The organism is Vibrio sp. SCSIO 43133 (assembly GCF_023716845.1).
Taxonomy (GTDB): domain Bacteria; phylum Pseudomonadota; class Gammaproteobacteria; order Enterobacterales; family Vibrionaceae; genus Vibrio; species Vibrio mediterranei.
This window is the reverse complement of record NZ_CP068025.1, coordinates 490,428-505,498: the sequence shown is the minus strand read 5'-3', so window position 1 is coordinate 505,498 and position 15,071 is coordinate 490,428. Positions and strand designations below refer to the sequence as shown.

12 protein-coding genes are annotated in these 15,071 nt (G+C 42.1%); 8 read left to right on the top strand and 4 right to left on the bottom strand.

All coding sequences use genetic code 11. The features are described from left to right. The first annotated feature begins 92 nt into the window (after nucleotides 1-92). Nucleotides 93-1,145 carry a 3-deoxy-7-phosphoheptulonate synthase AroG gene (gene aroG / locus JKJ11_RS19135; protein ID WP_252039789.1) on the top strand — a complete coding sequence of 351 codons (1,053 nt, stop codon included), beginning with the start codon at nucleotides 93-95 and terminating at the stop codon, nucleotides 1,143-1,145. Nucleotides 1,146-1,255: 110 nt separating this feature from the next. Beyond that, nucleotides 1,256-1,657, top strand: coding sequence for a hypothetical protein (locus JKJ11_RS19130; RefSeq protein WP_082795548.1), 402 nt, complete (start codon nucleotides 1,256-1,258; stop codon nucleotides 1,655-1,657). 46 nt (nucleotides 1,658-1,703) lie between these two features. On the opposite strand, the gene JKJ11_RS19125 is transcribed toward JKJ11_RS19130, so the two are convergent. Together JKJ11_RS19125 and msrB are read right to left on the bottom strand one after the other, a co-directional pair. Beyond that, complete coding sequence (locus JKJ11_RS19125; RefSeq protein WP_252039788.1) at nucleotides 1,704-2,810, bottom strand: mechanosensitive ion channel family protein; 1,107 nt, start codon at nucleotides 2,808-2,810, stop codon at nucleotides 1,704-1,706. A gap of 247 nt (nucleotides 2,811-3,057) precedes the next feature. Further along, entirely contained in the window at nucleotides 3,058-4,194 is a 1,137-nt protein-coding gene (msrB, locus tag JKJ11_RS19120; protein WP_252039787.1) for a peptide-methionine (R)-S-oxide reductase MsrB, read from the bottom strand. Between the two features lie 126 nt (nucleotides 4,195-4,320). Between msrB and JKJ11_RS19115 the strand changes: the two genes are divergently transcribed. From JKJ11_RS19115 to JKJ11_RS19100, 4 genes are all read left to right on the top strand, one after another. Further along, nucleotides 4,321-4,719, top strand: a complete 399-nt coding sequence (locus JKJ11_RS19115; protein WP_124942090.1) for an OsmC family protein — start codon at nucleotides 4,321-4,323, stop codon at nucleotides 4,717-4,719. A 12-nt stretch (nucleotides 4,720-4,731) separates the two neighbouring features. After that, nucleotides 4,732-5,601, top strand: coding sequence for a YdcF family protein (locus tag JKJ11_RS19110; RefSeq protein WP_252039786.1), 870 nt, complete (start codon nucleotides 4,732-4,734; stop codon nucleotides 5,599-5,601). Between the two features lie 100 nt (nucleotides 5,602-5,701). Next, nucleotides 5,702-8,866: a response regulator gene (locus JKJ11_RS19105; RefSeq protein ID WP_252039785.1), complete on the top strand. Its 3,165-nt coding sequence runs from the start codon at nucleotides 5,702-5,704 to the stop codon at nucleotides 8,864-8,866. A gap of 286 nt (nucleotides 8,867-9,152) precedes the next feature. Beyond that, nucleotides 9,153-9,953, top strand: a complete 801-nt coding sequence (locus JKJ11_RS19100; protein WP_252039783.1) for an alpha/beta fold hydrolase — start codon at nucleotides 9,153-9,155, stop codon at nucleotides 9,951-9,953. Between the two features lie 49 nt (nucleotides 9,954-10,002). On the opposite strand, the gene JKJ11_RS19095 is transcribed toward JKJ11_RS19100, so the two are convergent. Further along, complete coding sequence (locus JKJ11_RS19095; RefSeq protein ID WP_006074898.1) at nucleotides 10,003-10,458, bottom strand: methylglyoxal synthase; 456 nt, start codon at nucleotides 10,456-10,458, stop codon at nucleotides 10,003-10,005. A 145-nt stretch (nucleotides 10,459-10,603) separates the two neighbouring features. Continuing rightward, nucleotides 10,604-11,596 (bottom strand): TMAO reductase system periplasmic protein TorT, encoded by a 993-nt coding sequence (gene torT / locus JKJ11_RS19090; protein WP_062461515.1) that lies wholly within the window; start codon nucleotides 11,594-11,596, stop codon nucleotides 10,604-10,606. Between the two features lie 92 nt (nucleotides 11,597-11,688). Here torT and torS point away from each other — a divergent pair, with 92 nt between their 5' ends. Continuing rightward, a complete protein-coding gene (torS, locus tag JKJ11_RS19085) occupies nucleotides 11,689-14,610 on the top strand; it encodes a TMAO reductase system sensor histidine kinase/response regulator TorS (protein ID WP_171390703.1) in 2,922 nt (973 codons plus the stop codon). Nucleotides 14,611-14,684: 74 nt separating this feature from the next. Next, nucleotides 14,685-15,038: a hypothetical protein gene (locus JKJ11_RS19080; protein ID WP_062461522.1), complete on the top strand. Its 354-nt coding sequence runs from the start codon at nucleotides 14,685-14,687 to the stop codon at nucleotides 15,036-15,038. Nucleotides 15,039-15,071: the final 33 nt, after the last annotated feature.

The following is a 15,071-nucleotide window of genomic DNA, read 5'->3' as shown; positions in this document are numbered from 1 at the left end:
AAGTTACAAGGAAAGAGCACGACATAAGTCACAAAATGGAATGCGGTCGTGTATCAAAGATGTAGATTTAAAAGAATAGGAAGAAGTAAGCAATGTTTCAAACTGATGATGTACGAATTAGTAAAGTAAAAGAACTATTACCACCAGTTGCTGTTTTAGAGAAGTTTCCAGCGACAGAAGTTGCTTCTTCAACAACGTTTAACGCACGTAAAGCAATCCACAATATCCTTCAAGGCGACGATGACCGTCTGCTAGTGATCGTCGGTCCATGTTCTATTCATGACACTGAAGCGGCGATTGAGTACGGCAAACGACTAAAAGTACTGCGTGACGAACTTGGTGACAGACTAGAAATCGTAATGCGCGTTTACTTTGAGAAGCCACGCACAACAGTAGGTTGGAAAGGCCTCATTAATGACCCTTACTTAAACGACACATTCAAGATTAACGATGGCTTGCGTATGGGTCGTAAGCTACTCCTAGACTTGACTGATATGGGCATGCCAACGGCGAGTGAATTCCTTGATATGATCAGCCCGCAATATGTTGCTGACCTTATTAGCTGGGGTGCGATTGGTGCGCGTACAACTGAGTCTCAAGTTCACCGCGAACTGTCTTCTGGTATTTCTTGCCCTGTAGGATTTAAAAACGGTACTGACGGTAACATCAAGATTGCGTCTGATGCGATTCGCTCTGCTAGCGCTTCTCACCACTTCTTGTCTGTAACCAAATACGGTCATTCGGCGATTATTGAAACCGCTGGTAACCCTGACTGTCATATTATTTTGCGCGGTGGTAAAGAGCCAAACTATAGTGCTGATCATGTAAAAGCGATCAAAGATGAGCTGACAGCGAATGGCCTACCTGCAAAAGTTATGATTGATTTTAGTCATGCGAATAGCTCTAAGCAATTCCAACGTCAAAAAGTCGTTGCTAGCGATGTAGCTCAGCAGATGGCTAACGGTGAAGACGCTATCTTTGGTGTAATGATTGAGTCTCACCTAGTTGAAGGCCGCCAAGATTTGGTAGATGGAGTTGCGCCAACTTATGGTCAGTCGATTACTGATGCGTGTATCGGTTGGGAAGATACTGAAAATGTACTTCGTGAACTGGCAGACGCTGTTGAAGCACGTCGTAAAGCATAAGCATTTTTGATAGATGTCTAAGCCCTTGGCTAACCGAGGGCTTTTTTATTGAATTATACAGTATGGCATACTATTATGTGTGGCCTTATCATATTTTTAGGTTAAATATAATGAAGCTGTCTATCCATCATATCCTCATCGTCTGCTTTAGCGTTCTTCTTCCTACTACCGTAAGTGCAACCACATTAACCAATGAACAACTCTGTACGGCAGGTCTAGCGCTTGCCATTGATAAACAACCACGTGGAATCAATACAAAAGGGCTAGCCGGAAAACAAATACTTCTGGCGTTAAAAGATGGTAACAACGACTGGGATTATCGTTGTCACGTGAATCGTTCTTCGAAAACAATAAAACTCGAGGCGAGAGAGTCTAGACTAAATGATGCTTACCTGAAGCAGGCTATCCGTTACGATGTTTCCAACAAGGCTAGATCCGTAGAGGTAAAGATGAAACGAAGAAATGGCGGATTTAAATCAGAAAAGTATCAAGCCAGACAACTCAAAAGCTAATGCGTTTTATGACGGAAAAGGGAGCATTAAATGCTCCCTTTTAAAGTCACTCGACAATGATGTCTTTCACAGTGGGGTGTTCATGAATCGAGACAGGATCAAGTTTCAAAGTTTGCGTAGGGTAGGCAATATCAGCGTCATTTTTCTTAATAATGTCCATTACTTGTAATAAGACATCTTGCTTTACTTCATGATAGCGAGCCCAGTTTACTGTTTTGGTAAAGGTATAGATAAAAAAGTTAAGCGAAGAAGGACCAAATTTATCGAAATTCACCATCAGTGTCTGTTTGGTGTCGATATCTTTATGATTTTCTAGCATGGTTTTCACTTCATCAACAATCTGACTGACTTTGTCTCCATCGTCATAACGAAGACCAATCGTTTCATAGATTCTGCGATTAAGCATACGTGAGGGATTCTCAACGACAATGTTGCTGAAAACAGAGTTTGGAACATAGAGTGGTCTTTTATCAAAGGTACGAATAATGGTCATTCTCCAACCAATACGTTCCACTGTTCCTTCTATTGCGCGGTCTGGAGAGCGTATCCAGTCACCGACCTTAAATGGGCGGTCAAAATAAATCATCATGCCGCCAAAGAAATTAGACAGTAGGTCTTTAGCCGCAAGACCAACAATTAAGCCACCGACGCCACCAAAGGTAAGTAAGCCTGATAGACTGAGGCCTAGCGCCTGCATTACCGTCAATATGCCTATGGAGATAAAAAACAAGCGCGCTACTTTTGCTATGGCCTGAACGGTCGTCTCATCGCGTTTTTTCTGAGCCAAGACATGCTCTTCAACGTTTTGAATAAGTCGAAGAAAAATCCAGATAAAGGTTGATATAACAAGCAGTAAGTCGACCTTATTTAACCAATTCGTATCTGATTCTGTATGAGAGGTCAGAACTAACCCAATAGATACGGTTGCAGGCCAGAGCCAAATGAGGACACTAATAGGAGACTTAACCGCTTTGATGAGAAGATCATCCCATACAAGACTGGTTCTTTGTGTCAGTGCTTCAAGTCGCCCATAGAATATTCGCCAAACAACCCAAAGAATGAAACTACTGCCAGTGATAAGTAGTAGATTACTTAATAGATCGTAGCCAAAAGATTGAATATAGTTTTGTAGCGTATCCATAGAACTGTTCATCGCCGTTAGAAACCTTTCTATTAACTCAATGTATTTGTTCAGATCAAACAATGAGTAAATGAATCGTAATTATCGGATATTACTCAGATTAATAAGGATAGTACATGCAGAAAGTGATTTTTATTTTATGGCAACAAACCATTTTTTCAATACAAAAAGAAACGCGATACCGAGAGTAGACTGGTATCGCGTGCGTTCAACCTTTGAAAAATGAGCAACACTTGCAGCATAGGTTTATGCTGCCCACTTATTGGTCAAACAAAGCTAGGTATTGTTCATAACCTTGCTGTGCAAGCTTTGATTTTGGAATAAAACGCATTGCCGCTGAGTTCATGCAGTAACGCAGTCCTGTAGGCGCGGGGCCATCTTTAAACACATGCCCAAGATGAGAGTCTGCAAATCTGCTTCTTACTTCAGTTCTTGGAAAAATCATCTTGTAATCAGTGTTTGTGACAATGTAACCCTCGTCTATGGGCTTAGTGAAGCTAGGCCAGCCGGTTCCCGACTTGTACTTGTCAGTGGAAGAAAATAGAGGCTCTCCGCTAACAACATCTACGTAGATACCATCCTCTTTGTTATCCCAATATTCATTGTTGAATGGCTTTTCTGTACCATCTTCTTGAGTAACATAGAACTGTAAGTCAGTAAGGGTCTGTTTGATTTCATTGTTATCTGGCCTGGTATAACGCTTTACCGAAGTCTTATTGATTTGGTTATCTATCATTTGGCGAAGGGTCACTGGGTTATCTTTTCTGTCTTCACCGAAAATCTCATCTAAGTATTGGTCGCGACCAGAATTGTATCGATAGTATTTGTATTTCAAGCTACTTTTTTTATAAAAATCCTGATGGTATTCCTCCGCAGGCCAGAAAGTATCAAAAGCAATCAACTCGGTAGCGAGAGGTTTTTGAAACACACCGAGTGTGTCTATCTCGGACATAAATCGCTCCGCAATCTGCTTTTGCTCGGTGTTATGGTAGAAAATAGCAGGGCGATATTGCGGCCCTCGGTCTACGAATGAGCCTTTATCATCAGTTGGATCAATATGGCGAAAGAAGTAGTCAAGAACTTGCTCGTAAGAGACTTCGTCAGCATCATAGCTTACTTGAACAACTTCAATATGACCTGATCTGCCACTCGCGACTTGTCGGTATGTCGGGTTTTGCTGTTGACCACCCGCATAACCAGGTACAACTTCTGTCACGCCATGTAATTGTTCTAAATCTGATTCAGTACACCAGAAACAGCCACCCGCTAAAGTCGCGACCTCTTGATTCGCTCCTTTTGTTTTGGGTGAGTCAGCCATCCCCTTGCTCGGTACCATAAGCCAAAAAACTGGAACGGCCGCTACTAACGCAACAAGTAGTTTGGTGAAGTTCGTCATTTAAGCTCCAAATTAAGTAGTGTTTGTTATTTCTAGTAGACAGAGTGGCATGGGGAAAAATTTCAAATTGCCGTTTTATCGGTTACTATCTCAGTCCTTACAATCAGTCGGACTGCAGAGGTTTATATGCAAGCGGAAGTGAAATGGATCGAAGGATTCAAGTTTTTAGGACAATCTCAATCTGGTCATTCCATCGTGATGGATGGCAGTGGGGGTGATACCGCACCAAGTCCGATGGAAATGGTTTTAATGGCAGCAGGTGGTTGTAGCTCAGTTGATGTGGTAGACGGATTAAAGTCAGAAAACCAAGCCGTAACATCGGTAAATGCGAAGCTAACGACAGAACGACGTGAAACAGCACCAAGAATCTTTACCGCGATTAACATTCATTTCGAAGTCAGTGGTGACAATCTTGACGAAGCCTTAGTGGCTAAGGTAACCAAAGATTCATTAGAGAAATATTGCTCGGTATGTCTCATGCTTGGTGCTGGTGTTGAAATGACTCACTCTTGGGAAATTATTTAAAGGACAACATCGGTGAAAGAAAAGGAATTCGATCAACTTATCGTTGTTCTAGGAAAGCGCCTCAACAACAATGCACTCACTCTGGAAGGAATGTCTAGAGTTGAAGAAATCTTGCGTCATGTTGGCAACAGTGACTGTAGCTCATCGATTATTGCCTTTTGTGGTGGCGTGACGAATGGACAGTCAGTTTCTGAGGCTCGATTAATGTTTGAAGCGTTTGAAGCTGGTCTTTCATCGATGGATAATTCCAACATTGGCGCTGTTTTGCTCGAAGAGGAATCAACAAGTACGGTGGAAAACATCATTCACTTGTCAGAAGTACTCTTAGAAAGTGAATTGCTACAAAATGGTGCGAAAATTGAAGTGAAGTTTGTTTCGAATGATTACCACTTGGAAAGGATGTTTACCATCCAGTCCTTACTCGATGAGCAAGGTTTGCTACGCTACCTAAAATCCGAATGCCAGCGTGCAGGGTTGAATTTAACTATCTCATCTGACATAAAGTCACATTTCCCAGTATCTTATCCTCACCACTGTATAAATGGACAGTTGTTTCTCTTGCTCGATGAACTGACGACTTACCGTGTGTATTTGGAGGGGGTTAGGGATAAGGTGTTTAGACGTCCTTTATCTGAAGTAATCGTAAAACCGTTATCCATTGCCCATCGTGCATTAGCGCAGTTAGAAGATCTCGTTTCACCTACATCTCATGCTGTGTTGTATGACCAACTGCCGGCCTTGAAGGCAGCAGTTGAAAGAACATCATCAACAGAGAACACCAGTGACATAGAGAACGATCTTTCTTTCTTCGACACTGTATTAAACTACCTAAATCGATGTTTGGATCCTGAGCGGGACGAGAGTATTAAGTGGTGGCGATAACAGACTTCTGGTGAAAATTATCATTAAATTAGTCGATTAGTTCGACCTGTCTCCATGATGTCCTACACTCAAAGTATCTAAACTTTAGTTGGGCAAGGGAATGAGACAACTTAACTTTTGGAATAACTTGTCGGTTCAACGCAAAATGGTTTTACTTGTGTTGTTACCGATAGTGCTGATTATTTTCTTGGCATCTCGTCAGATTTCTACCCTAAATCTCCAACTAAACAACCTTGAAAAAGTAGAAGCGTTAGTACGCTTTTCTGAAATTCTTTCCGATACACAATCACAGTCAAATTCTACGCGACTTGAAAAGGCGACTGTTGAGCTTTCCCCTGTGCTTGATTCTCTCCAACAATATGCGGCAAAAATATACGGTGTAGAAGATTTAAAGCGGATTGATAACCTTCTTGTTGATTATTTTGAAACGCTTGAATCGATTAGAGATAGCCAAGATATAACGGAGACCCATGAGCTAGTTGATTGGCAAAATGAGAGTTACAAGCAATTACTGTTGTTCGTAGAGAAAACTCCATTAACGGCTGTTATTCCACAAGTCGATGGGCACTTGGTATCTCTCGCACAGTTAGAGTGGCTAATGTTCTGGGCTGGAGAAGAAATCTGGCAGATCAATGCGTTAGTAAATGGCAATCAACTAAACAGTGAAGCTATGCTATCAGCAAGAGAGTCGATAATTAACTTAGTGCAGAGCCAGCAACTTTTTGTAGAAAGGTTTATCGCGATAAATGCGGATGAAACTCAAGTTAGTTTGCTATTGAAAGCCTTTTCTAACGCTGCTTTTGAGCAGAGCAGTGTTTTTAGAGAGCAGCTTTTAAATACCAAGAGTGCAAACGCTTTATCTGTAGCTGATATTAAGCTTGGAATGGAAGCGCTAGACTTGAGGCTCAATCTAATTCAGGGCGTGTCTCAGTCTATTGAGGTACAACTTAGAAGTGAAATTAGAGAACTTGTCTCTGGCTTTGAAAAACAAAGACTGCTGTTTTTAACACTAGTTGGCGTTCTAACCATCTTAGTGGTCGGTATTGGGATAAGTCTTGCTCATCGTGTAACTCGTAATTTGAGTTTGGTTCTATCTTACTTGGAGAATGAAAAAAGTACTGGAGACATACCGCTTACGGCTCGAATTGGCGGTAAAGACGAATTGAGCCGCTTTGCACGTGAGGTCGAAAGGTTGACGAACGAACAGCAAGAGAGTCAACGTAAGCTGCTTGAAGCTAAAAACGCAGCCGAGCATGCGAAAGAAAATGCCATCGAAGCAAGTAAAGCAAAGAGTAGTTTTTTAGCAAACATGTCACATGAAATTCGTACCCCTCTAAACGGTGTTATTGGTATTTCTGAAGTCTTGTCTGATACAGACTTGACTGCTACTCAAAAAGATTACGTTGATACGATTGAGACCTCATCCCAGCTGCTATTAAGCCTAATCAATGACATCCTAGACTTTTCGAAGATTGAATCAGGGATGCTTCAAATCAACCCGCACTCCACTTCTATACGGGAAACGATTTATGACATCGCATCGATCGTGGCACCAAAAGTCAAAGAGAAAGGCATAGAGCTAAACGTTGATATCGACCAGAACGTTCCGTTTCGTGTTCTTGCTGATGATCATCGCATGCGTCAAGTGTTAATGAACTTTATGTCTAATGCCGTTAAATTCACTGATAAAGGTAGTGTTACCATAGGAGTACACTATCAAGGCGAGTCTAATAACATGGCGTCGTTGATGTTTGAAGTTCAGGATTCGGGTATTGGCATCGACAAAGAAAGGCAATCCAAAATCTTTGAAGCGTTTGCTCAAGAAGATGACTCTACAACGCGACAGTTTGGAGGTACGGGTCTTGGATTAGCGATCAGCACTCAATTGATTGAATTAATGGGAGGGGAAATCCGACTTGATTCAGTGAAGGGAGTAGGGAGTCGCTTTTACTTCACACTAGATTTAGCCATTGATGAAAAAGAGTATCAGCACCGCAGTCCATTACTCTTCGATGAGCTCGTTATTGTTTGTGATGCGCCGGCCTATGAACGCCGTTTACGTACTGAGCTCGACTTTTATCAGCTGAACATCGCTCGGGTTTGCCGTTCAATTCAAGAGGCTGACTTGCTCAATCCACAGAAGAAAACTTTATTAATTTATGTTGAAGGTGGAGATGTCAGTTCTGATAAGGATGAAACACGCTTTGCAGAGATCCAAGCTAACCGAACGGCAATATGTTTAATCAGACAGTTTGAAAGCTCGAATAAGGACTTTGGCAATAACATTTGCGCACTCATTACTTACCCTTTACTGGGTAATCGACTTTTGAAATCGCTCGAGGCGTGCTGTCGGACGTTAGATAAAGGGCTAGCTACTCCAAACATCGACACTTATGCTACTAAACGAGTCAAAGTCTTATTAGTTGAAGATAATATCGTGAATCAAAAAGTAGCTAGCCTGCACCTTAATAAAATGGGGCTTGAATATGATGTTGCGAACAACGGTGTAGAAGCTATTGAGCATTATAAGAAAGATACGAGCTACGCGTTTATTTTGATGGACTGTATGATGCCTATTATGGACGGATTCGAAGCGACAGAAAAAATACGCAGTTACGAATCTAATAATCATCTACCTCGGACTCCAATTATTGCTTTGACAGCTAGTGTAGTCGATGATGACATTCAGAAGTGTTTTGACTCGGGTATGGATGATTATGTTCCTAAGCCCTTCAAAGCCGAAATACTCAAAGAAAAGATCGTGTCGGCGATTGAGCTTAAAGGCGCGGTTGATAGTCCTATCGTACTCGATAACAAGATATCGATTGAACAGACGCCTAAATCTAATCCAGCACCGGCAGAAGCTCAGTCAGTGTCTGATGTTCACTCTTCTGGAAGAGTTCTGTTGGTGGAAGATAATTTAGTTAATCAGAAGGTTGCATCACTACATCTCAAAAAAGCTGGGTTTGATTACGTGATAGCGGCTGATGGCCAAGAAGCATTGGAGCTATTTATCAGTCAAGGTAAGTTCGATGTCATTTTGATGGACTGTATGATGCCAATAAAGGATGGCTTTCATGCAACACAGGATATACGCTCGTACGAGAAAGAGAATGGATTGAACCCAACGCCAATAATCGCGTTAACAGCCAGTGTGGTCGATGATGATATTCAGAAGTGTTTTGATGCAGGAATGGATGCTTATGTGCCAAAGCCTGTTCGCAGAGAAAAACTCCTACATGAAATGAACAACTATCTGTCTTAGTTTTTCTAGACCTAGTCTTTTTAACAATGGCATTGCGGGGACACATATAACGTCACGAAAGATAGCAATGCCATTGTACTATTAAATAAAGGCATACTTTGTTCGCTTTATTAGGTGAACCATCACAACGAAACACCTACTATGAGTAAACCTAAATTACGCGAGTGTTTCGATGCTACTTATCTCTATTTCAATTCTTATATTTGCTGTTTTATTGTTACCCATTATTCGGAATACAGAGAAGGGTTCCCTCGACCAATATAGTCGAGCTCTGGTGCCTGGGAGAGTGATTAAGCTGTCAGAAGGTTATGTTCATTATGAATTACAAGGTGACGAATGTGGCGAGGTAGTGGTGCTGGCTCATGGTTTTTCCGCACCCTCATATATGTGGGAGAAAAACGTATCTTCGCTTGTTAGTGCAGGCTACAGAGTGCTTACGTTTGATTTGTATGGACGCGGTTTCAGTGATCGACCTAATACAACCTATGATTGCCAACTATTTGTTAACCAGATAGAACAGTTAACGCAGACAGTTTTGCCGAAGGATAAATTTCACTTGATTGGTTTGTCTATGGGAGGCGCAATAGTGTCGGGCTACACTTCAACATTCCCACACAAAGTACTGAGTGTGGGTTACATTGCACCGTTTAATCAGCCTATTGACCTTGGTCCATTGACATTACCTGTCATTGGCAAATGGCTTGGATATAGTTTCTTTATTCCGAAGCTTGCCGCCAATCAACTTAATGATTTAGTCTATCCGGAAAAACAGCCAAATTGGGAAAAGAGGTTTGCAGAGCAAATGCAATACAGAGGTTTCAGAAGAGCCATTATCGATACGGCTATTAACCTAATTTCCAAAGACCCTAGCGAAGATTATAAAGTAGTCGGGCGAAGTGGCATAAACAAATTGGTTATTTGGGGTGATCAAGACAAAGTAATACCAGTTAAAGATGCTAGCAGGGTAGTTGACATGTTGGGTGAAAAAACAACATTAGTGTTATTGAAGAATGCTGGTCACGTATTGCAGTTTGAGGCGGCTGAGCAAGTGAATGTTGCACTGTTGGAACATTTAGCTCGGAGTTAAAGTAGCAAATTGACTGCGCCAGTAAGTTACTGGCGCTTTGTTTGAATGCCTAGACTCGCTCAGCTAAATACGCATCGTAATCTGGAACTTCGATTTCAACTTCTTGCTCTAGAAGGTTGGACTCAAACAAGAAGTTGGCCGTTGCACGGTTTGTGGCGACAGGGATATTCCAAACGCTAGCGATGCGCAGTAGGGCTTTAACATCAGGATCATGCGGCACCGCGTTTAGTGGGTCCCAGAAGAAAATCAGCATGTCTAGTTTACCTTCAGAGATCAACGCACCGATTTGTTGGTCGCCACCCATTGGGCCACTAATCATACTTTTAATTGCCAAGCCGGTCTCTTTACTTAACATGTGACCGGTGGTGCCAGTTGCGTACAAAAAGTGACCTTGTAACTTTTCTTTATTCTCTTGTACCCAGCGCAGCAATTCTGGTTTGTAATGGTCATGTGCGACCAATGCAATGTGTTTATGTGCTGGCATGGTACGAATGGTTTTTTGCATTTGACTCAGTTCCTAAGTGTTTATCTTCCAATTCCAATAACCGAGTATTGTCACATTGGTTATTGGAATTGAAAGGTATTCAGATACTTTGATGTTAATAGTTGTATTACTCAGTATCAATGAAGATAACTGATATCTGTGACAGTTAATCTCCTTGGACTGAGAAGACAGGTCGGTAGCCTGTAGGAGATAGTGATTTTTCAATCGCTAGACTCGATAAGTGTGTCGGTGAAAGTACTTCAATACTCGGTGCTTGGTCTTTTTGAAATGGAATACCTCTCAAGTAAGAAGTGGCTTGGAGCAATGAGAGGCGACCTTGTTCAACCATTTTGTCTGTTGGAGCTAGTTGAACTTTATCTCGCAGTAACCCACGGTAAACACCGTGACTGAGGTAGATGGACAAAAGCTCAATACTATCTTCTTTCCCAGAACTTCGTAGTTCACTGATTGCTGCTTCAATCGCAACAGCGCTACCAACAATATAGGCCAGACTATCGTGGTCCTCTATAACCTTTTGAACCAAGTTACGCTGTAACTCTTTGTCATTGTCAGCCCATAGAGTTTCTACTACATTGATGTCGCTATCTTTGATAGCTTCGAGAAACCCAAGAATGACGGGCTTCGTGCCACCACTAGAGCGAGGACCAGGTAGCAATGCTACAGGGGTGTTTCCTGAGCCCTTGGGGTGTTTCTTGGCAAGATAATCTCCAACTCTGTAACCCATCCAATACCAATCAACGCCAACCACGCCTTTCACGTGTTTAGATTGTTGTTTGTCGACGACAAGGTGATTAACGGTTGCAAAAACTGGTACATCACCTGTATAGACCGATAAATCGTGTGTGAATGCGGTAGGCGAGACGGTGCCCAGTATAATGGCATCCGCGTTCCATTGACGACAAGCGCTTAACTGAGCCCTTTGTTTATCAATATTAGGGTAGCCACCAGACTCTAACACTTTCAACTCTACTTTTTGCTCTTTGGCTTCTTGAACCATGCCGTAGTTAACGGATAGCCAATAGGAATCTTTGAGGTGAGGATAAATTGCACAGATCTTTTCTTGAGACGCGATGGCTTGCGAGCTAGAAATGAGCAAGGCAGCAGAGAAAATGGAATGGAATATGTTTTTTTTTGACATTGGTTAATCGTTTAGTGGCATCTCTATCTTCAACACTGCAAAATATAGCGTACTATCAAAGAGTAAAGAAGTGGATTCTGCCGGAGTGGTTAATGTTACTCGCTAAAGCCAGTATTGGCCGTAAATTATTATTCTCGTTTCTTGTTATGGCGATGTTGGTTCTGCTATCAACGGCTATCGGTGTATCAGGGTTCTCTTTTGTTGCTAAAACAGAGCGCAATGTAGTCGATACCGCTATTCCTTCAATGCTCGAAGCGCGTGAAGTATCAGAGTTGAGTACTCGTATCATCGCTTCTGTCCAAACCTTGTCTAATGCGAAAACCAAAGAACAACACCAAGAAGCCGGCAAGGTGTTATTTTCACGTTTGGAAGCGCTCCTCACTCATATAAAAACGTTAGGTTCAGACTCATTTGATTCGCAATTGCTCAACGAGCTTGAGAACTATGTCCAATCAATTATTGATAGTCTTGTCGAGCTTGGAGTTGCTGTGGAGCAATCTATTACATTGGATCAGTCTATTGATGATGAAGTCGAGCTTCTAAGAGTAAAAGCAGAAGAACTCGAGCAGCTAACGCGCACTCAGGTTCTTAACACCAGTACTATCGCCGTTGCGAACGTCACTCACATATATCGCTTACTGGAGCAAGAAAATAAAGCCGATGCCCTAGATGCGCTAGATAGTTTGGTAGAAGTCGACCTTGACTTGTCGGAACGATTACATGAGTTGCACTTATTGGCTTTTAAGACTCTAAATCAAATTGAGGAGAGTCGTACCGTTTCAGATCTCGGCCGAATTGAAGAACTGCAGAAGGACTACCAAAACAACATCAGTATTATGACAAGACGAGTCAAAGGGGTTGAAGACCCAGCTCGTTCTAAGCAAATGAGTGAGCTTTTGGCTGAACTATCTCAAGGAAAGCGCGTTTTCTCATTACTTACTCAGAAACACAATGTTAGACAACGCTCTAAGACGTTGATGCAAGAGACCCTAGAACAGTTTACGTCGTTAAACTCCACGGTGTCTAAGTTGGTCGATCAATCGAATGCGGCGACCACGAAAGCAGTGGCTGAGCTATCTTCGACATTAAGTTTTGCGCAATGGACGTTAACTCTTTTATCTATTGCAGGTTTTGTCGTTGTTGTTTTGATTGTATGGCGAGTGGTTTATGTGTCCGTAGTGAAACGTCTAGGTGAATACTCATCAGCACTACTTTCCATTGCTAAAGGCCAGTTAAAGGTGGATGTCACCGTCAAGGGTAATGATGAACTTGCTCATATGGGACAAGCCATCATCACCGCTCGCAATACTGCTCAGGCACTCAAAGTGGTTGCTGAGGCCGAAGCAGCGGCAAAAAGAGAGCTTCAAGAGCACAAAGAACATCTTGAAGAGATTGTGGCGGATCGAACGCTACAACTTCAGAAGAGTAATGAACGATTAAATCAAGAAGTTCTTAACCACGCTAAAGCGAGAAATGCTGCGGAACAGGCCAACCGCGCTAAATCAGCATTCTTGGCGACAATGAGTCACGAAATACGCACTCCTATGAATGGAGTTCTAGGTACAGCGGCTTTAATGGAAGAGACACCACTAAACAACCAGCAACAGAAGTTTCTGGATGTCATTAATCGAAGTGGTCAGAACCTGCTTGCGATTCTCAATGATGTGCTCGATTACTCTAAAATAGAAGCAGGGCATTTAGAAATCAGAAATAAGCCGTTTGATCTTTATCGTATGATCCAAGACTGCTATCAACTTATGTTAGGCAAAGCTTTAGAGAAAGGTCTCGACTTTAAATTTCATATCGAAAGTGACGTGTCTGATGTCTATTGTGGCGATGTAACTCGATTAAGCCAAGTGCTTAATAATCTCGTTGGTAATGCGATTAAGTTTACACCTTCCGGCCAAGTGGATATATACGTCTCACTCGATCCAGATGACGAAACGTGTGTCATGATTGAGGTCTCAGATACAGGAGTTGGTATCAGCCCTGAGGATCAGCTCAATCTATTTGACGCATTTACTCAAGCTGAAAATGGGTATTCGACTGCAGGCGGCACTGGGCTTGGCTTAGCGATCAGCCAAAAATTGGTCAAAGCGATGAATGGGGCAATTTACGTTGACTCCTACTTAGAAGAAGGTAGCCGCTTTTGGTTTGTTGTTCCACTGGAGCAATGCACTATAGATAAACAAGAAATAATCCAACCGCTTGGTATCACTAAAACGGTAAATGGCCGCATCCTGTTGATTGAAGATAATGCGGTTAACGCAATGGTGGCTGAAGGCTTTTTAATGAATATGGGACACCATGTCATTTGCGCTGAAAGTGGCCATGATGCAAAACATATTTTTTCTCATAACGACTTTGATATCGTCCTAGTTGATATCAACCTTCCTGACTGCAATGGCGTTGACCTGATGCATCAACTTCGTGAAATCGAAGATTCTCAAGCACAAAAACATCATGCGCCTATGATCGCCGTTTCTGCTCACGTATTTAGTGAGGAAGTTGAGAGCTACTTAGAAGCAGGTTTTGATGGCTACCTTCCGAAACCCGTAGATAGGGAAGCGTTAAAAGAGATGATACAAACGAAGTTAAAAGGCCGCGATTTCGAAATGAAAAATGAAGAACATGTAATTTCTACTCATGAAGAACCTGCTATTGAACAAACGGGTATTATCGATCCTAGTGTTATTGAGGCAGACATCAAAGTGCTAGGAATCGAAAGAATGGCCAAGATTGTAGACGCATTTACTCGTACAAGTGAGCAGACATTACACGAGTTAGAACAAGCCGCACAAATTGATAATGCTAAAGATATTAAGGCGTTAGCCCACAAAATGAAGGGCTCTGCAGGCTCTCTTGGCTTAAGTAGACTTTTTGAAATCTGTTTATCCATCGAATCTTCAGAAGATCAACTTGGACGATATTTAGAACTGCTGGAACCTTTGGTTGCGGCTCAGAGAATGTCCGTAGACTCACTGATAGCAGTACTGGGTAAATATACAGATTGAACCAAAAGGTGACTACTTGCTGATGTTGACTTATAATTGACGTAATATCATGTCATTAATTTGTCGAGGTGCCAATGTTGAGTTTACAACGTGAAGGGTTAGAAGATCCCAAACTATGGGCCAACGCGTTTTACACGACAGTTGATCATATCGCTTTATTTGTGGACTTACCTGTTCAGTCATTAAAACGAGTGGACCGCATAAAGCAAGCGAGAATTCAAACCCGTCTTTTAGAGGTCCATGCACTTTTAAGAAGGGTTCAACCTTGGTTTTCGAGTGAGCAAGCGGCTTGGTCATGGTTTATTGGAGAACCGATCGCCTCGTTTGGTAGATTGACGCCTTCGGAGATCATTAAGCAGTATAAAGCTGACGGTGTAGTCGCACTGAACGATTATATTACAGCAAAAGAAATGGGTTCTTTTGAGTGATTTTGAGTCAAACCAACCCATTGATATCCAGCC